This is a genomic window from Paenibacillus sp. FSL H7-689, assembly GCF_000517905.1.
GTDB classification, from domain to species: domain Bacteria; phylum Bacillota; class Bacilli; order Paenibacillales; family Paenibacillaceae; genus Paenibacillus; species Paenibacillus amylolyticus.
This window is the reverse complement of sequence record NZ_ASPU01000015.1, coordinates 515,231-537,972: the sequence shown is the minus strand read 5'-3', so window position 1 is coordinate 537,972 and position 22,742 is coordinate 515,231. Positions and strand designations below refer to the sequence as shown.

Genomic DNA, 22,742 nt, shown 5'->3' with positions numbered 1-22,742 from the left:
CAAAACAGGTATTGACTTATCGGTTGGAGGAATCATATAATGTTCCTAACATTTAACGAGAATATTTCATCGGCTATGAAGAGGACGAAGTTTTAAGGGCTCTTTTGCTCAGAGAGTGGCTGGAATTGCTGAAACCACCACCATTACCCCTTATATACGAGCTCACCTCGGAGCTGTTTTCCTGAAAAGCACTGGATGTCACTCCTTTCGCGTATTAGGGAAAATCGTATGTCTGCGTTACAGACAACAGGTATGGGAAACGACTATGTTCGTTTGAGCTATTCGTTTTGTTGTACCTGGTAAGGTCCGTTATTGCGAAATTTCGGGCAAAGTTGGGTGGTACCACGGAAGCGATAACCTTTCGTCCCTCGCAAGCATGAACTTGTTTGCAGGGGATGGAAGGTTTTTTTTGTAACTTTAAATGTCAGAATGGTGTAAATTCCGAGAGGAGGATGACTAATGGGAGCTCAAATTCCAGAAGTACGATCGACAGATGAATTACGTGAAAAATGGATGAAGCCGGAGGTCATTAGCGGTTCCGAGATTCTGCTGAGAAGCTTGTTGCTTGAAGGTGTGGATTGCGTATTTGGTTACCCGGGTGGCGCAGTGTTGTACATTTACGATGCAATGTATGGTTTCGAGGATTTCAAACACGTCTTAACCCGTCACGAACAAGGTGCAATTCATGCAGCTGACGGATATGCACGTGCAAGCGGCAAAGTTGGTGTTTGTATCGCTACCTCCGGGCCGGGAGCAACCAATCTGGTTACTGGAATAGCCACGGCATATATGGATTCTGTGCCGCTGGTTGTCATTACGGGAAATGTTAATTCCAGCCTGATCGGCTCGGATGCTTTCCAGGAAGCGGATATTACCGGGATTACAATGCCGATCACCAAACACAGCTATCTGGTAAAAGATGTTAAGGATTTGTCGAGTATCATTCATGAGGCATTCCATATTGCCAACACCGGCCGTAAAGGTCCTGTACTGATCGACATTCCGAAAGATGTCTCAGCCAACAAAACCTTGTTTGAACCGAGTACTGAACCTGTTACATTAAGAGGGTACAATCCACGAACAGTACCAAACAAATTGCAGGTAGACCGTTTGGCTCAGGCCATTCAGGAAGCAGAACGTCCAATGATTCTGGCTGGTGGCGGTGTGGTATACTCGGGAGGACATGAAGAACTGTTCGAGTTTGTTGAGAAGACAGGCATTCCGATTACGACAACCCTTCTGGGGCTTGGTGCATTCCCAAGTGGGCATGAATTATGGACAGGGATGCCAGGAATGCACGGAACATACACATCCAACCTGGCCATCCAACAGTCGGATCTGCTGATTAATATCGGCGCACGATTCGATGATCGGGTAACAGGTAAGCTGGACGGATTCGCTCCACATGCCAAAATCGTTCATATCGATATTGATCCGGCTGAGATTGGTAAAAACATTGCAACCGATATTCCAATCGTTGGTGATGTGAAGACCGTACTTGAAATAGCCAACAAAGAAGTTGGACGTGCAGAGCGTGCAGATGCATGGAGAGACCAGATCAAACAGTGGAAACAAGAGAAGCCATACAGCTATACGGATTCAGACGAAGTGCTGAAACCGCAGTGGGTTGTTGAAATGTTGAATGATACAACCAAAGGTGAAGCGATTGTGACTACGGATGTGGGACAACATCAGATGTGGGCGGCACAATATTACAAGTTTAATCAACCACGTTCATGGGTAACTTCGGGTGGTCTCGGAACGATGGGCTTTGGATTCCCTTCTGCAATTGGTGCTCAGATGGCCAATCCGGACAGACTCGTTATCTCCATTAACGGTGACGGCGGAATGCAGATGTGTTCCCAAGAACTCGCAATCTGTGCCATTAACAATATACCGGTAAAAATTGTGATCATTAACAATCAGGTACTTGGAATGGTTCGCCAATGGCAGGAACTCATCTATGAGAACCGTTACAGCCACATTGATCTGGCAGGAAGCCCGGATTTTGTAAAACTGGCTGAAGCATATGGCGTGAAAGGATTGCGTGCAACGAATAAGGAAGAAGCAGCGCGTGCTTGGCAGGAAGCTTTGGATACACCAGGACCAGTCGTTGTAGAATTCGTAGTACGCAAGGATGAAAATGTGTATCCAATGGTTCCGCAGGGAGCAACAATTGATCAAATGCTGATGGGGGATGCTGACGAATGATTAGACATACGATTTCAATATTGGTAAACGATCAGCCAGGCGTCCTTCAGCGTGTATCAGGGTTGTTCGGTCGACGCGGATTTAACATTGAGAGTATTACCGTAGGTCAATCGGAAGAACCTGGACTCTCCCGGATGGTTATTGTCACCATTGGTGACGATAAAACGCTGGAGCAGATTGAGAAACAATTGTACAAAATCATCGATGTTATTAAAGTGGTTGATTTCAGCCTGAAACCGATGGTAGCCCGTGAACTCGCTTTGATTAAAGTGAAAGCTGAGCCTTCCGAGCGTCCTGAAATTCTGGGTGTGGTAGAAACATTCCGCGCATCCGTTGTAGATGTTGGTCCAGGTAGCCTGATTGTGCAGGTAGTCGGAGATACGGACAAAATTGATGCTATGATTGAATTGCTCAAGCCATATGGCATTCGCGAATTGTCCCGTACAGGCATAACTGCATTGGTACGCGGCAACGTATAAAGTTATAATGAATGAAGAGGGACGACGGTTAGCTAACATATACAGTTGATCTTATGTGAGTGTCAGTCCCTTAACAGTTGTAATTTAACATTTTAGTGATGTAACGCTTGAAAATATAGCTTCATTCCCGCATTAATGGGCGGGTGTCTGAACGGATCAGACCAGAGATGCTTTTGACACTCCAAGCGAGGCGGTCCCTTGAGACACCCGCTCATTAATGAAGGGTTCTTTACAATACAAAGGAGGACTTATAAACATGCCAGTAACTACTTATTATGAACAGGATGCAGAGCTTAACGTATTGAAAGGAAAAACGATCGCGGTAATCGGTTATGGTAGCCAGGGCCACGCCCAAGCTCAAAACCTTCGTGATAGTGGATTGAACGTAGTCATCGGACTTCGTGAAGGTAAATCCTTCGACACTGCAAAAAATGACGGATTTGAAGTTCTGTCCCCGGCTGAAGCAACAGGCCGCGCAGATGTAGTTCAAATCTTGCTGCCAGACGAAACTCAAGCTTCTGTATACAAAAACGAAATCGAACCAAACCTGAAAGAAGGCGCTGCATTGCTCTTCTCACACGGTTTCAACGTTCATTTCGGTCAAATCGTTGCTCCAAAAAACAGCGATGTATTGCTGGTAGCTCCTAAGTCCCCTGGTCACATGGTACGTCGTACTTATGTGGAAGGTTTTGGTGTACCGGGCCTGATCGCGATTGAGCAAGATGCAACGGGTAAAGCTAAAGAAATCGGTTTGGCTTATGCTAAAGGTATCGGTTGTACACGCGCAGGGGTTATCGAAACTTCCTTCCGTGAAGAAACAGAAACAGATCTGTTCGGTGAGCAAGCTGTTCTGTGTGGTGGTGTAAGTGCATTGGTAAAAGCTGGATTCGAAACATTGACAGAAGCGGGTTACGCTCCTGAAATGGCATACTTCGAATGTCTGCACGAACTGAAGCTGATCGTTGACATGATGTATGAAGGTGGACTTTCAAGCATGCGTGATTCCATCAGTAACACAGCTGAGTACGGTGACTATGTAACTGGACCTCGCGTTGTAACTGAAGATACGAAGAAAGCAATGAAAGAAGTCCTGACTGATATCCAACAAGGTAAATTCGCACGCGACTTCATTCTGGAAAACCAATCCGGACGTGCATTCTTGACAGCAACTCGTCGTAACGAAGCTGAACACCCAATCGAAGTGGTTGGCGGACAATTGCGTGAGATGATGCACTGGATCAAGAAGTAAGCATTAACTTCTAGAACATGCACTTTAAGGTATTCAAGTAAACTTAGAGCTTTAACTGGGAATAGCGGCCGTGCTTATGCGTGAGCCGCTATTGCTGGTTCAGAGAAACATATATAACAAGTACAGGAGGTGCGAAGCGTGCGTAAAATCTATGTATTTGACACAACGCTGCGTGATGGAGAGCAATCCCCGGGAGTCAATCTGAACACTCGTGAAAAGGTGGAAATTGCCCATCAGCTCGAGCGGCTTGGCATTGACCGGATGGAAGCGGGTTTCCCGGCGGCATCTCCAGGTGACCTGGCAGCTGTCAATGCAGTAGCAAATGCGGTCAAAAATGTGACTGTAATTGGCTTGTCCCGTTCCAGAGAGCAAGACATTGATGCGGTTAAGGAAGCACTTAAAGGTGCACAGGACCCGTGCATTCACGTTTTCCTGGCAACTTCACCTATTCACCGCCAACATAAATTGCGTATGGACAAAGCGCAGGTACTGGATACAGCTCGTTCCGCGATTCGTTATGCAAAGAAAACATTCTCGAAGATCGAATTCTCCCTTGAGGATGCAGGTCGTACCGAGTATGATTTCCTCGTGGAAATGGTGAATATGGCTGTTGAAGAAGGTGCAGCCGTCGTGAATATTCCGGATACGGTTGGTTACCTGAGCCCATATGAATACGGAAACATTTTCAAACATCTCAAGGAGAATGTACACGGTATTGAAAAGGTACAGCTGAGTGCCCACTGCCATAATGACTTGGGTATGGCGACGGCCAATACACTTGCAGCCATTCTCAACGGAGCCGATCAGATCGAAGGTACGATCAATGGCATTGGTGAACGTGCGGGAAACACGGCGATCGAGGAAATTGCTATGGCACTGGAGACACGTCAGGAATTTTTCCAGGCGAAAACATCTCTGCAGTTGTCTGAAATTGCACGGACAAGTCGTTTGGTTAGCCGTTTGACAGGTATGGTTGTGCCTGGAAACAAAGCCATTGTTGGGGCAAATGCCTTCGCACATGAATCCGGCATTCACCAAGACGGCATGCTGAAGGAAAAAACAACGTATGAGATTATGACTCCAGAGTCCATCGGTCTGAAGGAAAGTAAACTTGTACTGGGTAAACATTCTGGGCGACATGCTTTCCGTGAACGGTTGATTGATCTGGGGTATGAGCTGGAAGAAGAAGCATTGAATCGGGCATTTGCCCAGTTCAAAGATCTGGCTGATAAGAAAAAAGAAGTTACTGACGAAGATCTGCTTGCCGTAATTGAAGAGAAATTGCAGGATGCACCTGAGGTGTATAAACTGGAATCCATCTTTGTAACGTACGGAGATGAATCGGTACCAACGGCCAAAGTCCGCATTGCAACGCTTGACGGGGATACGATTGAGAAGCAAGCAGAGGGTAACGGATCGGTAGATGCAATCTACAATGCGATTGACCAAGTGAGTGGGGAAGACGTAACGTTGTCTGACTACTCCATCAAATCGGTAACACATGGTAAGGATGCATTGGGTGAAGTACATGTTGTGCTGACTCAGAATCAGGTTTCGGTACAAGGACGTGGCGTAAGCACAGATATATTGGGTGCAAGTGCACGTGCCTATGTAGACGGCCTGAATCAATTGATTGAGAAGCGCAAGACATATACGAACCGTGTAAACGTTAATCTGTAGGCTCCAATGCAAGAAGCACGCACCTTTCATTGAACTGAACTTTAAGCTGAGACACATGTATGCTGCTAGAATGATCTATCTTTAATTTAATGGATATAGAAGATCGTTCGGCTTGCTTTGTTACGTTCAGTGAGGGACGTAAAGAGTCTGACTCTCCTGTGGAGGGTCAGACTCTTTTGCTTGTATTTGAGCATTTTGCATAAATCCTCTAAGCGTCTTCCAATCAGCAAGATATAGATCGAAATGATTCTGTTCGTCTATATCTTGTACCCGTGAGCGGTATAATTCGAATTATGCAAAATGCTGATTTATATAATTATGGCAGTAAAACACAGTACATTTTCTACAATTACCTATTGTATTGGCTTACGCTATCAAGCTATTACCACGCGTATGCATTAGGTGCATGTCCACCTGGACCCGGGAAAATCTCATCCAGACGTTTGAGAACGGCTTCATCCAAAGTCACGTCCAAACATTTGAGTGCGGTCTCAAACTGCTCCAGCGTACGCGGTCCGATAATCGGGGCGGTCACTGCCGGATTGGCTGCAACCCAAGCCAAAGCCACCGTATCCTGTGGTTCACCGAGATCACGACACAGTGCGGCAAAGTCTTCAAGCTGAGTTTGCTGCTGCTCAATCCGTCCAGCGATGCCCCCGCTGCGTGTTCCTTCCAGCTTCTGCAGAGCGTTACGTCCCAGTAATCCACCATCCAGTGGACTCCATGGAATGACGCCGAGGCCCAGCTCTTTGGCTGCGGGCAGTACTTCTAACTCAGGCAAACGACAGTTGAGGCTATATTTATGTTGTTCGGAAACCAGGCCGAGGAAATGGCGATTCTTGGCTTCACTTTGAGCGATTGCAATCTGCCATGCAGCAAAGTTACTCGATCCTACATAACCGATTTTCCCCTGTTGAACGGCATTCTCGAACGAACCCCACAGCTCGTCCCACGATATGGCAGGGTCTACATGATGCATCTGGTATAACTCGATATGATCGGTCTGTAAGCGGCGGAGGGAACCCTCCAGATGTCGTCTGATTTTGTAGGCGGAGAGGCCGGCTTCGTTGTTAGGGCCATCTGTATCATCATGCATGGAGCCATAGACTTTGGTGGCCAGCACTACTTTTTCACGTCTGCCCCCGCCCTGATTGAACCAGCGTCCGATAATTTCTTCGGTAAGGCCGGAATTTTCACCCCAGCCGTAGATGTTAGCGGTATCAAAAAAGTTCACGCCTGCATCGAGTGCTGCGTCCATAATGCGGAAAGCTTCTTTTTCATCTGTAGCAGGCCCGAAATTCATGGTACCGAGACAGATTCGACTGACCTTGAGGCCTGATTTACCCAAATACGAATATTGCATATTGCTTATCCCTCCTGCGTACCTGATTTGAATTCAGCTATATTTTAACCCAGCCGGGAGGTCAGAACAACTTGGAAAGGCCAATCTCTATTGGCTTATAGGTAAAATCTATTAAAGTCATAGATTGTATATCTTGGTCAAATGACCTTGGAATATGATACAAAAGAGAGAGTTAATATGAGACGTTACTTTATGAATAATTAATGAATGAAATATAAGGAGTGGACAACCCAATGGCAGACGTAAAAAAAATTGCAGTTATTGCAGGTGACGGAATCGGCCCTGAAGTCGTAGCTGAGGCTGAGAAAGTTCTTAAACGTACGGAGGAAGTATTCGGTTATCGTTTTGAGACAGAGCATGCGTTGTTTGGCGGAATCGCGATTGATGAGAAGGGTACACCTCTTCCTGAAGAAACACTGAGCGTATGTAAAAGTGCAGATGCAGTCCTGCTTGGAGCGGTTGGTGGTCCAAAATGGGATAACAACAGCAAGGAGCTTCGTCCGGAAACAGGCCTGCTGGGTATTCGCAAAGCACTTGGATTGTTCTCCAATCTGCGTCCGGCTGTCGTATTTGATTGCCTGAAGGATGCTTCAACTCTGAAGCCTGAAGTACTGGAAGGTACAGATCTGATGGTGGTACGTGAATTGACAGGTGGTATCTACTTCGGAGAGAAGTTCAGACGTGAAAGTGCACAGGGCGAAGAGGCTGTGGATACATGTGCATATAATGTAACAGAAGTGGAGCGGATCGTTCGTCAGGCGTTCGAAATTGCGCAAGGACGTCGCAAAAAGCTGGCTTCTGTAGACAAAGCCAACGTATTGGAAACTTCCCGTCTCTGGCGTGAAGTCGTGAACCGGGTAGCACCGGATTATCCGGATGTTGAACTGGAGCATGTACTGGTAGACAACTGCGCGATGCAATTGCTGCGTCGTCCGTCCAGCTTCGATGTCATCGTAACGGAAAACATGTTTGGAGATATCTTGAGTGATGAAGCAGCGATGTTGACAGGTTCCATCGGTATGCTCGCATCTGCATCACTGGGAGAGGGCAGCTTTGGACTCTATGAGCCGGTACACGGTTCCGCACCGGATATCGCAGGTCAAGGCCTCGCTAATCCGATTGCAACCATTCTCTCTTTGGCGTTGATGTTCCGTACAACCTTTGGTTATACAGAAGGTGCGGATGCCATTGAAGCAGCTGTGTCGGATGTATTGAATGCAGGACACCGCACGAGTGATATTGCTGTAGACAAGAGCACAGCGATCAGCACGACCGAAATGGGCGATTTGATCGTGGCGGCTATTCAGAAACAGGCGTAATTATATTACCAACTACAGGCAGCCCTTTGTTTCCAGTTATGGAATGTACAGAGGGCTGTTCCTTTATCATTTTTGCCACGAAAAACCCTTATTTATAATGATTATAAAAAAATAATGTTTATAATCTTGACTTTGGGAAGTCCGGATGATAACATTTTACTTGTACTTGTTATCAAGTATTAAATTATTTTAATTACAGGAAAAGCGTACGCGTTTTTCTTGATGATGAGCAATCCGCAAGGTTGCTTACATAATCCCAAAGGAGGAATTTTTAGTTATGGCAGAACGTTTGGTAGGTAGACCAGCACCGGATTTCGCAATGGAAACAGTATCGGGAGACGGACAAGACTTCGGTTCCGTTAAACTGTCCGATTATCGTGGCAAATGGCTTGTATTCTTCTTTTATCCTTTGGACTTCACATTTGTGTGCCCAACTGAAATTACAGCTTTGAGCGTTGCTTCCGAGCAATTCAAAGCTTTGGATACAGAAATTCTTGGCGTGAGCGTAGACTCCGTACACAGCCACAAAGCATGGATCAACACACCTGTAGACAGCAATGGTCTGGGTCAATTGAACTTCCCGCTGGCTTCTGACATCACGAAGCAAGTGGCTAAAGATTACGGCGTTCTGATCGAAGAAGAAGGCGTAGCATTGCGCGGTCTGTTCATCATCGATCCAGAAGGCGAATTGAAATATCAAGTGGTTAACCACAACGATGTAGGCCGTAGTGTTGAAGAAACACTTCGCGTACTGCAAGCACTGCAATCCGGCGGATTGTGTGCAATGAACTGGAAACCAGGCGACACTAACCTGTAAGCCAGATTAACTTGAACGGTTTTTGTTCAAGCCCTCATCCCGTTAGGGATTGAGGGCTTTTTGCACCCTTTTGCCGGAAGTTATCACGAAGTTAATCAAAAGTGTTTGAACAAGCAGCTAAGCGTGTTAATAATATATTAGAAGAAAGTCTTCTTTTTATCTGTTGAAAGAGGAATTGATGGCCTTTAAGGCGAATAGGGTATGGAAACCCGGTAAATATTCCGGTGCTCTGCATTTATAATCTGTACATGAATGTGATACACTGATGGAACTATTCCTTTTTGGAAGTGCTGTAAGTGTACGGGATTGCATTTTAACAAAAAAGTCCCGGCACGTAATAAGGAGGGTGAACAAAAATGAGTTACTGTTGTGGGGCAAGTATGGTTGGAACGAAGGGCACGCTGAAGCATTACCGCACCCAGGTTCATAATGTTCCCCTGCTGTTTTGCCCGGTGTGTCACCGGGTTGAGGTGCATTATAAAGTGGAAAACGAATACGAAATCCTGGCTGAATATGCGCATGGAGACGGTGCATCCGAGATCGACTTTCAAGATTATGTTACAGAAGATGAGGATGCCATTTTCGAAAACTGTGTAAACCGTGAGAGCGAGGATGCCATGGTCATTGTGCAGCGCCAGATTGATATGGCTCTGGATTTGCTCAGGCTCGCCAAGGAAACCAAAGACGAGAAGTGGGAAAGCGAACTTAAACGTCGATTAGCTGTGATGAGTCAGCGCAGACTGAAAATTCAGCATAATAAGACCGGACTATAGATGCTCTCGGATATATCACCAATTAAAGATATTAAAAACGAAGCTGATTTGCCTACTGGGTGAAACGGCTTCGTTTTTGTGCTGTGTTCTGGAACTAATTCGAGGTTTTTTTAAAAATAATTTCCATTCGACACTTTCTCCGATTGACTCTCTTCTATAAACTTGTCTATGATAAAAACAGACTTGCAAAGAGGCGGAGCAAAAAATGTTCGTGTTTGGGAATAGGAGAAGGTCAGAATGGAACAAACGTATATGATTTTCCGGATCGACTGTTGGTTACCGGGAATAGACCAGCTTGAGTTCCGGCCATGCCATCCATATTTTCGGCTCAGCCCCCCAACGAAAGGGCACCGGTAATGAACAATAAAATCGGCCCTTCCTGTTTCTGTGATGATATGATGTCCGAATGGCAAGTTTATCATTTACGTGAAAAGGAGGAACCTGACATGATTAGTGAATTTCAGGATACAGTGCCTCAACCAACGGATGGTTTCCCGCCTGTGCATCTGGATAACAACAAGTACGAGAATGTACTGGAACATCTGGATAGCGGTATTATGTTGTTTGACAGTCACGGTGTATTGACGTTTATTAACGTTCAGATGGCAAAGTTGTTGGAACTTCCAAGAAGTCTGTTGAGCGGCTGCACCCTGATGCAAATGCTGCATCATCCGCAGATGAGCCGATTCAAGAAAAAGAAAATTTTACGTATCTATCGGGAAACTATTTTTCACCGTAAGCGCTATCATGAATTGATTGATGAATACGGAAGGCATTGGCTGGTTACTGTGACGTACGGTGATCAGATGGATGGCGACTTCTTGTTCAGCGTCAAAGATGTATCTGATTATAAACAAATTGAACAGACCGCTTATCAAAATGACAAACTTGCGATGCTGGGGCGAATTTCAGCATCTATTGCTCATGAAATTCGTAATCCGTTGACTGCAATCCGTGGGTTCATCCAACTGCTCAGGCCCCATTTGCTGCAGCTCGGCAAAGACGAGTACGCTCGAATCATACTGACGGAGATTGATCGGGCGAATGACATCATCTACGAATTTTTGAATTCTTCCAAACCGTCAGCTCCACAGAAGACCGTGATATCCGTCGACTCTTTGCTCAAAGAGGTGGTCTTGCTGACCGAAAGCGAAGGGTTGATGAAGGGATGCGAGATCGTACTGGATGAAGGGGATGCCCCGCTGAATGTGTCCATTGATGTCAAACAGATTAAGCAGGTTATTTTGAATATGGTGAAAAACGCAATGGATGCCATTGAGGAAGTTGGCGAAGAACATACGGGTCTAATTCGAATATCTACCGCCACGGAAAACAAGTTCGTGCAGATCTCCATTGCGGATAACGGTCATGGGATGGACCATAACACGCTTGTACGTCTGTTTGATCCATTCTTCACGACCAAGGAGAGCGGAACGGGGCTTGGACTTTCGGTGAGTTACCGAATCATCAAGAACCATGGAGGCACCATCTCTGTGGATAGCAAAAAGGGCGAAGGCACGCGGTTTATAATTATGTTACCCTTGGTATATTGAGAAAAGCGGGGAGTCGAGGAGTTGGCCATTTGCCAACTCCTTTGTTTTATGTTGCCAATAACGGTTATAGTTAGTAATGAATGCGAATACATAAGCTCCATAACGGAAGGATGAGATGCAGATGGAAATCCAAGGAATGGAACGAATGAATCAACAACTGATGGATCATGTGGGAAAAGTGATTGTGGGAAAAGAGCATACGATAGAGCTGGTGATGACAGCGATCATAGCGTCAGGACATGTGCTGCTGGAGGATGTACCGGGTACTGGGAAAACGATGCTCGCCAAATCGGTAGCTTCCTCATTGGACTGCACATTCCAACGGATACAGTTTACACCGGACTTGCTGCCCTCGGACTTAACAGGGATTCATTTTTTTAATCAAAAAGAAGGGGATTTTGAATTCCGACCCGGCCCCTTGTTTGCCAATCTTGTACTAGCCGATGAGATTAACCGGGCTACACCGCGTACACAATCAAGCTTACTGGAGTGTATGGAAGAGCGCCAGATCAGTATCGACGGTTCAACGAGACAGCTGGAACGGCCATTCATCGTTATCGCCACCCAGAATCCTGTAGATAACCAGGGAACTTTTCCACTACCTGAAGCGCAGATGGATCGTTTTATGATGAAAATTCGCATGGGTTATCCAAGCAGTGAAGAGAGTGTAGAAATTTTGAGACGTACGGTAGCCAGTCTTTCTGTTGATGATCTCTCGGCAGTGATCAGTCGTGAAGAACTTTTGAAGGCGCAGGATACGTATAAAACAGTGCAAATCAATGAAGATTTGCTACGATATATCATTCAGTTAACCGAAGCGACAAGGCAACATCCCGAGCTCTCGCTTGGCGTAAGTCCACGAGGGGCTCAGGCATTACTCAAGGCAAGTCAGGCCTGGGCTGCACTGCATGGCAGAGACTTTGTTTTGCCTGATGATATTAAAGTACTGGCGGAACCTGTGCTGGCCCACCGACTGGTATTCCGTAACCGGATCAGACAACAAGAGGGCTTGGCGGAGCGTATCATCCAGGAACTTCTGAATCAGACAGAAGTGCCTACGGAGAATCTCGCTACAAGCGGGCGTTAATCTTATGGCATTATTATGGCTTGTCCTTGTTGGAGGCATTGTCGTTGTTATACATGGTGTGTGGTTTGGACGACCTGCACTGCGAAAACTCAGGTACAGCAGACAATTCAGCAAGCTGCGTTGTTACGCTGGAGATGAACTTGAGATGGTGGAGACGATATCGAATGAGAAACGAGTCTCCGTACCGTGGCTCAGACTTGAATCGATGATGCCAGTGTCGTTTGTATTTCGTTCCGGCTCAGGTATGGATATTAGTCAAGGCGAGATCTATCAGAACCATAAGAGTATTTTTACGTTAAAACCGTTTACTCGTATTACGCGCAAGCATCCTTTTACATGTACTCAGCGTGGGATTTATCCATTAAATACAGCAACGATGACAGGGGGGGATCTCTTTGGCGTGTGGCGTTCCACCAAACCGATTCCTTTGCAAATGTCTATGATCGTGTATCCTTCATTAGTGAATGCAGAGGATCTTCCTGCAATTTATCAGGTATGGCAGGGAGAAGTGGAAGTATCACGATGGATCGTTGAAGATCCTTTCTTGATCCTGGGTGTTCGGCCTTATGGTGCAGGCGACCCCATGAATCGTATTCACTGGAAAGCGAGTGCACGTACAGGTGAATTACAAGTCTACAAACAGGGATGGACGGCTGATCCGCAATCCTGGATAGTAGTCAACATTCAGGAATCTGCAGATATGTGGAGTGTTGTTACTCGACCGGAAAAGATTGAGCGGGCACTTCGTTACGCTGCCACGGCTGCAGTGGATGCCATCGGTAGAGGGTTGCCAGCAGGTTTCGCCCATAATGGTTATCATGTGGGTGGAGGCCGCGATACACTTCGGATTGAACCGGATTATGGCACGCCCCATCTGGAACGGTTACTGGAAGCTATGGCTGAGGCAGAGTTGAAATGCATGGTGCCCATGGAGCAATTCCTGAATGATGAAGTACGTCTGAATGAAGAAGCACAGCAAATCCGCAGCTATCTGCTGATTACATCCTATGTATCTGCCGCTATGGAGCACGAGATTGCACGTCTGCACGAACAAGGACATCGTGTAACGATTCTCCCGGTAGAGGACGTGAAGGGTAATACGAAGGCGGTGAGTGCATGAGGAACAGACCGGTAGCGACGACCACAGGACTCATAGCAATGCTTGCCGTCTTGATGGCTGCCATATACCTTTTTCCGATATTTACGCTTGCTTCATTCTACGCAATGGAACATTTGCCGTACACATTATTCATCCTGGTTGTTCTTGTAGGTTGGTTAGGACAGTTCATTCAGCATAAAATTCCAGGTTTTAGCGAGAAAAGCACACTCATTCGTGGATTAACGGCACTCGTCATAGGATTTCTCTTCGCACTCGTTGTTGGGATGAGCCTTATTCTCCCGTTGCCGGATATCATCACATTGGTACTGTGTGGAGTCATATCGGCTTATACAGGTCTGACCTTCCAGCCAGTCTTTCATTCAGTGTTGTTATGGCGCTTGCAGATTATGGGTGTAATTAGTGCAATCGTGCTTATGATTGCTTCGAATTCGTTGGAATTCATGCAGCCGATACAAACCTATACCCTATGGATCTATATTGCGGGAGTGATCAGTTTTGCCTTTTGGCTGGTTGGACGATATATGCTACAACTGGATCAGGCAATACTCAATGACGGCAAGAGAAGATTGGTATTAAGAGATTTTGCACGTGCGAATCATCAGCGGTTCATGTGGATGTTTATTGTTATCGTAGCGATTGGTGCTTTCCCAAGTCTGGCTGCCTGGCTGGGACCGCTACGTGATCGCTTGCTCGCATGGATCAGGGGATGGTTTGGTCCGATTTCCGGCGAGGAGCCACGATTACCAATGGACAACCCCAATCAGCAGTTAAATATACCGAATGACTGGAGAGAGCCGCCATCCGAGCCCTCAGTCTTCTGGAACATCCTCGGATGGGTAGTGATGTGTGCTGTAGCAGGAGCAATTCTGTGGCTGCTTCTGAGGTTGGGACAAAAAACGATAAACAGACTTATGGACCGATTCAAGGGGATGTTACAACCAGGTGAAAAGAAGGCAGAACCACGGACGGAGTATATCGATGTCAGTGAGACGCTTGATGCGCCAGCAAAAGTCCGAAAGAATTGGTTTCGCAAGAAAGAGGCGCCCCCTGCACAGGATGCCGAACGTGTTCGGTATTACTATCGGACTTGGATTGAAAGAGCAGCTCATCGAGGCGTGGAAATACAGGGGACGCATACTCCGCTGGAGGCTGCACAGACCATTATTCAGAATGGTGTGAAGGTAGAAGAAGATGAGCTGTCTGCGAGACTACCAGATACGTATAATGCCGTTCGTTATGGAGAGAAAGCTCCCGATCGTTCTGATATGGTTGAGATTGACCGAATCTGGAGATCTTATCGAAGTAAATAAGTCCGGAATCCCTTTACTTTTCTTGTCACGTTCAAGTATCATGAGAGGAATACACAAGTTGGTCAGAAAAGGAGCAGACATTAATGAAGACAAATCATTGCAAAATTGTAGATTGTACGATCCGTGATGGCGGATTGGTGAATAATTGGGACTTTAGCGTGGACTTTGTTCAACAGCTATATGCTGGATTGAATGAAGCCGGCGTTGATTATATGGAAATTGGATATAAGAACTCTCCGAAGTTGCTTAAAGGTGCTGAGGAAGCAGGACCATGGCGTTTCCTGAACGATGATTTCCTGCGTAAAGTTATTCCTCAAAAAGGCAATACCAAACTGTCTGCACTGGTTGACGTTGGACGTGTGGACGAAAATGATATCTTGCCTCGCAGTGAGAGCATGCTGGATCTGATCCGGGTTGCCTGCTACAGCAAAGATGTAGACAAGGCACTTGCACTGGTTCAAACATTCCATGATCGTGGATATGAAACTACACTTAATATTATGGCACTCTCCAATGTTATGGAGAATGAATTGCTGGAAGCATTTGAATTGATCAAAGAAAGCGCTGTGGATGTTGTTTACATTGTAGACTCCTACGGTAGCTTGGACCATAATGATGTGAAATATCTGGTAGAGAAGTTCAAGACTCACTTGCCTAACAAACGTCTTGGTGTTCACACACATAATAATATGCAACTTGCGTTTTCTAACACATTGGTTGCGGCAGAGCTTGGCGTCGAACTGCTTGATGCTTCTGTGTATGGTATGGGCCGTGCTGCTGGAAACTGTCCAACCGAATTGCTCGTAGCTCATCTGAAAGGAACAAAATACAATCTGCGTCCAGTACTTGGTGTATTGGAACAGTTGATGGTTCCGCTCAGAGAAAAAGAAGAATGGGGTTACATTCTGCCTTACATGATTACAGGTGCGTTGGACGAGCATCCACGTTCAGCAATGGCGATTCGCTCATCGGAAGACAAGGATAAGGTTGTTGATTTTTATGATAAATTAACAACACCAGAAGTGAATTTTGAGAAGTAATATAGTCTGAAATACAGTTGTAAAATAGGAAAACATGGACTCTAACTGGAGATCCATGTTTTTTTAGTTCTTAATGCCTTGTTTTTCTCTATATTTGTGAATAAATATTCCTAGGAGTAACTATTTTTTAGTTCACGTATACAAAATTAAATGTTATTATGTACCAGATAGCATGTGTATGCATGTGAATTGAACGTTGGTTAATATGTTTTTTGTCGAATCGTGTAGTAAGTTGTTGAGTTTGGTTAATGTAATTCAGGATAGGTGATCCCGGGAAGGAAAACACGGCATGAAGGTTAATCTGCAAGATCAGAGAAAAATAAGTTGGGTCGCTGTGGGCGGCTTATTATGTTTCCTCGCAAGTCAATGGTTTCGTTCTTCTTCAAGCTCTGATCTGATCATATCGGGTTACCCGGTTTTGACACTCTTGGGTGGATTTGCTGCGGTAGCGGCTTGTATCGGCATCTATAATCAAAGCTGGTTGTTTCGGACACAGAAGCTAACGCTTCGGAGGACATTATTGACAACACTCTTTTTATTGATTGGTCTGTTTGAACTGGTTCATATCGTTTCATTTGCAGAAGAGATTCCAAATGGAGCCATGATGGAATCGGAGTTTTCCTTAATGATGTCAACCATGGGATCTTTGGTATGTTCCGTAGGTTTACTGCTCGTGTATACCTTAAATGAGAAAGAGTTTGCATTACCACGCAAATTCTTACTGTTAAGTGGGACATTGGGTACCTTTGTTATTTTGTACATACTGGCTATTCAGGAATGGAGCATATTGCCGAGTATGCTTGATGGGGAAGTGCTTGGTGGTATCTTCACTCGAGTTCATCTTATGGTTGGATTGCTCTATGGCATTATTGCAGTTCTTTTGTTTGTACAATGGAAAAAAACCAAAGACAGTGATTTACCAACCATTCTATGTGGCATTCTGTGTTTCTTTTTTGGTGAATGTTATTTTGTTTCAGCAACTGGGGTGAACGATCTCAATCTGTTATTAGGATTGCTGAGTAATTGTATGGCATATTTTTTCATCCAAAAAGGACTGTATACGTCCGTAGTGGACACACCTTTCCTGCAACAGCAGGTCGCGGAAGCCAAGATGAACTATATTGCTCATCATGATGATGTAACGGGACTTCCAAACCGTCGTCGCCTTTCACAGCAGTTGAAAAAGATGATGGATGATGCCGTGGTACAGGAACAGCTTGTTGGTGTATTGGTCCTGAATATTAATCGGTTCAAAACCATTAATGATTCGCTTGGACAGCAAGCGGCTAACCGTGTTTTGCGTCAGGTAGGTCAACGACTGAAACAATTGTCCCTTCCAGGAGAAGAAGTCTTTGGATTGGGAAGAGATGAGTTTGCATTAACGATGACAGATTTCAGTTCAACCGATACAGCGTTGCGTCGGACAAGATCCATTTTGCAACTTTTTGAGAAGCCCGTCTTGGTTGATGGCAATGAGTATCATCTGACACTTGGAATTGGGATGGCCATTTTCCCACATGATGGGGAGTCACCACTGGAGATTATTCAAAATGCCGATACGGCTTTGCACAGTGCTAAGGAACAAGGAATGGAACTGAATCGTTTTGCCCATGCGATGCAGATGAAGGCACAGGAGCGTTTGCAGCTTGAGAATGATCTGCGCAAGGCGTTGGATCGAGGTCAGTTCTACCTGGTCTACCAGCCGCAGGTTAATCTGCAAAGTGGGCTAATCGTTGGCATGGAAGCTTTGGTGCGTTGGCAGCATCCGCAGCGAGGCTCGGTATCTCCGGCGGATTTTATTCCTCTGGCAGAAGAGAGTGGGCTCATTGTGCCACTTGGTGAATGGGTGCTTCGTGAAGCGTGTGCACAGAACAAACAGTGGCAGGAAGCCGGTTATCGTAAACTGTGTGTTTCGGTGAATCTGTCGATGAGACAATTCAGGCACTCCCATTTGTTGGACAATATCAATGGCATTCTCAAAGAGACGGGACTAGAGCCTGTATGGCTTGAACTGGAGATTACAGAGAGCATGACATTTGATAAAGACCGGTCATTCGAACAGTTGCGCAAAATCAAAGAAATTGGTGTGCATATCAGTATTGATGATTTTGGAACGGGATACAGCTCGTTGCACTATCTGAAGGATCTGCCGATTGATCGGCTTAAGATTGACCGTTCATTTGTGAATGAAGTCATGGAGGACAGCAATAACGCAGCGATCGTATCTACCATCACTTCAATGGCGCATCATTTACAACTGAAAGTCACAGCTGAGGGCGTGGAGAACGAAGATCAGATGGTCTTTCTTCGCAATCAACACTGTCACGAGGCTCAGGGTTATTTCTTCAGCAAACCGATTAAAGCCGCTGAATTTGAAAAGCAGTTTTTGAGAGATGTGGATAAGCCTACAGGATAGGGAACAGCGGGGGCGCGAGGGTGCTCCTGCTTTTTTTGATGGATGCGTAATGAAAAAAATGGAAAATATGACTTGCATGCTATAGAGGATCATGGTATATTATTATTTGTAAAATCACTGTTAAATTCCTAAGGAACTTAACAATATATCTTCAATCATGCGGGTGTAGTTCAATGGTAGAACTTTAGCCTTCCAAGCTAATAGCGTGGGTTCGATTCCCATCACCCGCTTAACGAAGCAGTACCGAAGCCCTTGCGATGCAGGGGCTTTTTCTATTACCTTAAAAGAAATCTCGTGGTAACAGCGATCAGAAGATTGTTCTGTTTTCGGAGTGGCGAGTAAGTAAGTATTCTTTAGTTTAATGTATATACCCTTTGCTTTTTTACAATGATCTGGTACAATAACGGAGAAATTGATACTACACATGAATGAGAGGTAACCATACGTCCCATGAAGTAAAACACATGAATTGAACCCCAGTTAACTGCAGACGGTTTTATGACGCAGTCAGCCAGAGCGGCTGAGCAATGAGGGGATTCGTGTGTCCAAATTCAGCTATGGGAAAAGGTATGGAGCAAGTAAGCCATTGAGGTTTACGTGTACCCTGTATTTTGGGTTTCTTTGTTCATGCCGTAGCTTACCTTAGATCTGTCTTTGAATGCTTGATCCAACCCTGAATTGCCAAACCGCCGGCTGATGCCAGCGGTTTTTTTTGTTCGGCAAAAAGGATGCAGGAAGGATGAGGCCTCATGGTGACATTGGTACGCTTACATGAAGTATCAAAAGAGTGGAACGGTATTGAATTGTTTACAGGATTGAATTTGGAGATTAATGAGGGCGAACGACTCGCCATTTTGGGTCGCAACGGATGCGGCAAGACAACGTTGTTACGCATCATTTTGGGTGAGGAGCATGGTGGTGGACGGATCGAACGTCATAGCCCTCAGCAGGAATGGGGGTTCATGCGCCAGCGCTCGGAGATTGAGACCGGGATGAATGTACTGGATGCGGTCCGGCGTGAGAGCGGTCAGATCTATGAAGTGAAACGGAACTTGGAAGAACTGGAACAACGGTTGAGCATGAGCACTGAAGCGGATGAAGAGCTGCTTGCAGCTTATACACAAGTGATGGAGCAATATGAACAGTTGAACGGTTATATGTGGGAGACTGAGGTAGAGAAGGTACTGACTCGCCTTGGATTATCCGCAGAGCATTGGAACAGACCCTATCATTCCTTGAGTGGTGGACAAAAAACAAAGGCTCGTTTGGCGGGGCTGCTTGTCAGCAAACCCAAATTCCTGATCCTGGATGAACCGACGAATCATCTGGATGAGGGAAGCATGCGCTGGCTGGAAGAGTGGTTATCCTCATATGAAGGTACGCTGTTATTTGTATCACATGATCGTACGTTTATTGATCAGGTGGCAACAGGAGTCATTGAGTTTAGTCCAGATGCCCTAACCAAATACAAGGGCGGATACTCCGACTACAAGATCCACAAAGAGCGTGAATTACGGGAACAGGAAACGATCTACCGCAGGCAGGAGTTGGAACGTAAAGCGCTGGAAGAAACGATTCGAAATTATCAGGAATGGTTCCATAAAGCGCATAATTCGGCGACTGATGTGGAGGTGAAGATCACCCAGAGTTTCTACAAAGCCAAAGCCAACAAAAATATTTCACGTTACCATGCGAAACAAAAACAGCTGGAACGTTTAGAGCGGGAACGGGTGGATAAACCTCGTGAAGCTGCAAAGTTGAACATGGAATTACAGATGAATCCACTGGCTGCACGCCAGCTGCTTGCGCTGGAAGAGGTGAGTTTTTCATATACGGGCGACAAACCATTGCTGCGCGATCTTCGGATTGCTGTGGAACGTGGAGATCGGCTTGCTGTACGAGGTCCTAATGGAACGGGCAAGACAACACTGCTGAAGTTGATGATTGGTGAACTGGAACCTTCGCAAGGCAAGGTCACACGGCATCCACAGCTGAAAATCGGTTACTTTTCACAGGAGCTGGAAGGGCTTCCCGAAAATCTGACGCTGCTGGACAGCTTGCTTACCCTTCCATCCATGACACAAAGTGCGGCACGGACCATTCTGGGATGTTTCCTATTTTCCAGAGATGATGTATTCAAGCACATTGGGGATTTGAGCATGGGGGAAAAGTGCAGAGTGGCATTTCTGAGACTGTATTTTGGCGGAGCGAATCTGCTGGTGCTGGACGAACCGACCAACTATCTGGACATCGATACCCAGGAAGTCATGGAGAATGTATTAAAACAGGCTTCAGGTGCTTTGGTGCTTGTATCCCATGACCGGATGCTGACGAAGTCGCTCGCGAATCGGTTATGCGATCTGGAGGCTGGTGGCACAGCAACTCTGTTTGAAGGAGGTGTGTCGGATTGGGAGCAGTCCACCAAACTTCGGGAGGTGGCGCTGGAGACCCGGGAATCCGATGACGAGCGGTTACGATTGGAGATGCGCCTATCGGAGTTGCTGTCTCCTGTGAGCACTGTTGGAAAAGACAGTCTGACACAGCCCGAGCATTCGAATGAGCGAGCAGTCGAGGCAGCTGAGATTCGGGAAATCCAGCAGCGCCTGAAACAATTGAAAGATAAGGGTGCAAGCATAAATTAGAATATGGACGGCTTGCTATTTCGATCTATTTTGCATATAATTATGAACGATCATCGATGATTACATCGATATGGGGAAGTGTTCAAAAAGATCGGTTTTCAGTACCAAGAAGATGGGATGAAGATAGAAATGGAGTAGCGGAGCGTAGGAAACTACGTGAGCAACTACAATGTTTCCGAAGGAAACATACTTCGTAAGCATCTGCTTATTCGGCTGAATGCCATATTCGACGCTGATGATGCCGTCAGGCATCATTCGTAATCAAAAGCGGACTTTTTGACAACCTCTAGAGGTTTAACTTAAAAGCAAACGTGATGATGGAGATAAGTAAGCAGTGCCTCTGGACAGGGAGGAAGCGCCGTAGATTGAGAGCGTTTCTGTAGAACAAGGCTGCCGAAATTCACTCCGAAGCGGTTCCCTGAACCTGTTTGTGTGCAGACACAAAGGCAACAGTAGGGGCAAACGGTTAACGGTCGTTATTCCGTACAAAGTGAGACAGAACCAGTTGCAGGCCAGAAGGGCCACGCAGCAATGGATGTCTAACAAGGGTGGTACCACGGTCTTTTCGTCCCTTCAGGGGAGAGAAGGCCTTTTTTTGTTGCAAAAACACCACAAAAAGGGGGCAATTACACATGAAAGAACGTTTAGAGGCATTGAAGATCGAAGCGCTGGAGCAGTTGTCTGGTGTGAATGATCCGCAGACGCTCGGTGATCTGCGTGTAAAGTATTTGGGGAAAAAGGGTGCATTAACTGAGATTTTGCGTGGTATGGGTGCGCTTAGTGCGGAGGAACGTCCAGTTATTGGTCAAGTAGCCAATGATGTTCGGGCTGCCATTGAGGAAGTCATCGACAGCAAGCAGGATCAGTTCCAGAAGGAAGAGACGGCGAAGCGTCTGCAATCCGAGAAAATTGATGTGACTCTGCCAGGACGTCGTGGACGTCAAGGCGGACTGCATCCACTGACCAAAGTGGTACAGGAGATCGAAGATATTTTCATCGGTATGGGATACCGCGTTGCAGAAGGTCCTGAAGTCGAAATGGATTATTACAACTTTGAAGCATTGAATCTGCCGAAGAATCACCCGGCGCGCGATATGCAGGATTCCTTCTATGTTACCGAAGACTTGTTGATGCGTACCCATACATCTCCGGTTCAAGTACGTACCATGCAGAGCATGAAGGGCGAAGTGCCTGTCAAAGTCATCTGCCCAGGTAAAGTATACCGCCGTGATGACGACGATGCGACGCACTCTTTCCAATTCAACCAGGTTGAAGGATTGGTCATCAGCGAAAACATTCGTATGAGCGATCTGAAAGGAACCCTGTTGCAATTCGTACGCGAAATGTTCGGTTCCCACACAGAAATTCGTCTGCGTCCAAGCTTCTTCCCGTTCACAGAGCCAAGTGCAGAAGTGGATGTAACCTGTGTACAATGTGGCGGCAGCGGCTGTCGGGTATGTAAGCAAACAGGCTGGCTTGAAATTTTGGGCGGCGGTATGGTTCACCCGAAAGTACTGGAAATGGGTGGTTATGATCCGGAGAAATACAGTGGTTTTGCATTTGGAATGGGCGTAGAACGTATTGCGATGTTGAAGTATGGTGTCGATGATATCCGTCACTTCTACAATAGCGATCTGACCTTCCTGAAGCAATTTGGACGGCTGTAACTTTAAGACAAGAAAG

16 protein-coding genes and 1 tRNA gene are annotated in these 22,742 nt (G+C 46.0%); 16 read left to right on the top strand and 1 reads right to left on the bottom strand.

Annotation, left to right across the window (positions count from 1 at the left end; genetic code table 11):
* The first annotated feature begins 459 nt into the window (after positions 1–459).
* From ilvB to C170_RS13290, 4 genes are all read left to right on the top strand, one after another.
* Positions 460–2,211, top strand: a complete 1,752-nt coding sequence (gene ilvB / locus C170_RS13305) for a biosynthetic-type acetolactate synthase large subunit (protein ID WP_036610160.1) — start codon at positions 460–462, stop codon at positions 2,209–2,211.
* Positions 2,208–2,690, top strand: a complete 483-nt coding sequence (gene ilvN / locus C170_RS13300) for an acetolactate synthase small subunit (protein ID WP_024628317.1) — start codon at positions 2,208–2,210, stop codon at positions 2,688–2,690. Before ilvB ends, ilvN begins: the two co-directional genes overlap by 4 nt.
* 256 nt (positions 2,691–2,946) lie before the next feature.
* Entirely contained in the window at positions 2,947–3,939 is a 993-nt protein-coding gene (ilvC, locus tag C170_RS13295) for a ketol-acid reductoisomerase (protein ID WP_036610156.1), read from the top strand.
* Between the two features lie 138 nt (positions 3,940–4,077).
* Positions 4,078–5,619 (top strand): 2-isopropylmalate synthase, encoded by a 1,542-nt coding sequence (locus C170_RS13290; RefSeq protein ID WP_036610154.1) that lies wholly within the window; start codon positions 4,078–4,080, stop codon positions 5,617–5,619.
* Between the two features lie 382 nt (positions 5,620–6,001).
* On the opposite strand, the gene C170_RS13285 is transcribed toward C170_RS13290, so the two are convergent.
* Positions 6,002–6,982 (bottom strand): aldo/keto reductase, encoded by a 981-nt coding sequence (locus tag C170_RS13285; RefSeq protein WP_036610151.1) that lies wholly within the window; start codon positions 6,980–6,982, stop codon positions 6,002–6,004.
* A gap of 233 nt (positions 6,983–7,215) precedes the next feature.
* On the opposite strand from C170_RS13285, the gene leuB reads away from it, so the two are divergent.
* The 12 genes from leuB (at position 7,216) to pheS (ending at position 22,726) form a co-directional block, all read left to right on the top strand.
* The gene (gene leuB / locus C170_RS13280; protein WP_036610148.1) at positions 7,216–8,301 is read left to right on the top strand and encodes a 3-isopropylmalate dehydrogenase; all 1,086 of its coding nucleotides are present in this window, start codon (positions 7,216–7,218) and stop codon (positions 8,299–8,301) included.
* Between the two features lie 277 nt (positions 8,302–8,578).
* Positions 8,579–9,118, top strand: coding sequence for a peroxiredoxin (locus C170_RS13275; RefSeq protein WP_036610146.1), 540 nt, complete (start codon positions 8,579–8,581; stop codon positions 9,116–9,118).
* Between the two features lie 356 nt (positions 9,119–9,474).
* The gene (locus tag C170_RS13270; RefSeq protein ID WP_017689649.1) at positions 9,475–9,891 is read left to right on the top strand and encodes a hypothetical protein; all 417 of its coding nucleotides are present in this window, start codon (positions 9,475–9,477) and stop codon (positions 9,889–9,891) included.
* Between the two features lie 446 nt (positions 9,892–10,337).
* Positions 10,338–11,444, top strand: coding sequence for a PAS domain-containing sensor histidine kinase (locus C170_RS13265; protein ID WP_036610143.1), 1,107 nt, complete (start codon positions 10,338–10,340; stop codon positions 11,442–11,444).
* A 121-nt stretch (positions 11,445–11,565) separates the two neighbouring features.
* Positions 11,566–12,531 carry an AAA family ATPase gene (locus C170_RS13260; protein ID WP_036610140.1) on the top strand — a complete coding sequence of 322 codons (966 nt, stop codon included), beginning with the start codon at positions 11,566–11,568 and terminating at the stop codon, positions 12,529–12,531.
* Positions 12,532–12,535: 4 nt separating this feature from the next.
* A complete protein-coding gene (locus C170_RS13255; protein WP_036610138.1) occupies positions 12,536–13,651 on the top strand; it encodes a DUF58 domain-containing protein in 1,116 nt (371 codons plus the stop codon).
* Positions 13,648–14,961: a DUF4129 domain-containing protein gene (locus C170_RS13250; protein WP_036610135.1), complete on the top strand. Its 1,314-nt coding sequence runs from the start codon at positions 13,648–13,650 to the stop codon at positions 14,959–14,961. Before C170_RS13255 ends, C170_RS13250 begins: the two co-directional genes overlap by 4 nt.
* Before the next feature lie 83 nt (positions 14,962–15,044).
* A complete protein-coding gene (locus C170_RS13245; RefSeq protein ID WP_036610133.1) occupies positions 15,045–16,001 on the top strand; it encodes an aldolase catalytic domain-containing protein in 957 nt (318 codons plus the stop codon).
* Positions 16,002–16,290: 289 nt separating this feature from the next.
* Positions 16,291–18,417, top strand: a complete 2,127-nt coding sequence (locus tag C170_RS13240; RefSeq protein WP_036610130.1) for a bifunctional diguanylate cyclase/phosphodiesterase — start codon at positions 16,291–16,293, stop codon at positions 18,415–18,417.
* Between the two features lie 159 nt (positions 18,418–18,576).
* A tRNA-Gly gene (locus tag C170_RS13235) sits at positions 18,577–18,647 on the top strand.
* Positions 18,648–19,166: 519 nt separating this feature from the next.
* Positions 19,167–21,059: a ribosomal protection-like ABC-F family protein gene (gene abc-f / locus C170_RS13230; RefSeq protein WP_036610128.1), complete on the top strand. Its 1,893-nt coding sequence runs from the start codon at positions 19,167–19,169 to the stop codon at positions 21,057–21,059.
* A gap of 632 nt (positions 21,060–21,691) precedes the next feature.
* On the top strand, positions 21,692–22,726 hold the full coding sequence (pheS, locus tag C170_RS13220; protein WP_017689641.1) for a phenylalanine--tRNA ligase subunit alpha: 1,035 nt from the start codon (positions 21,692–21,694) through the stop codon (positions 22,724–22,726).
* Positions 22,727–22,742: the final 16 nt, after the last annotated feature.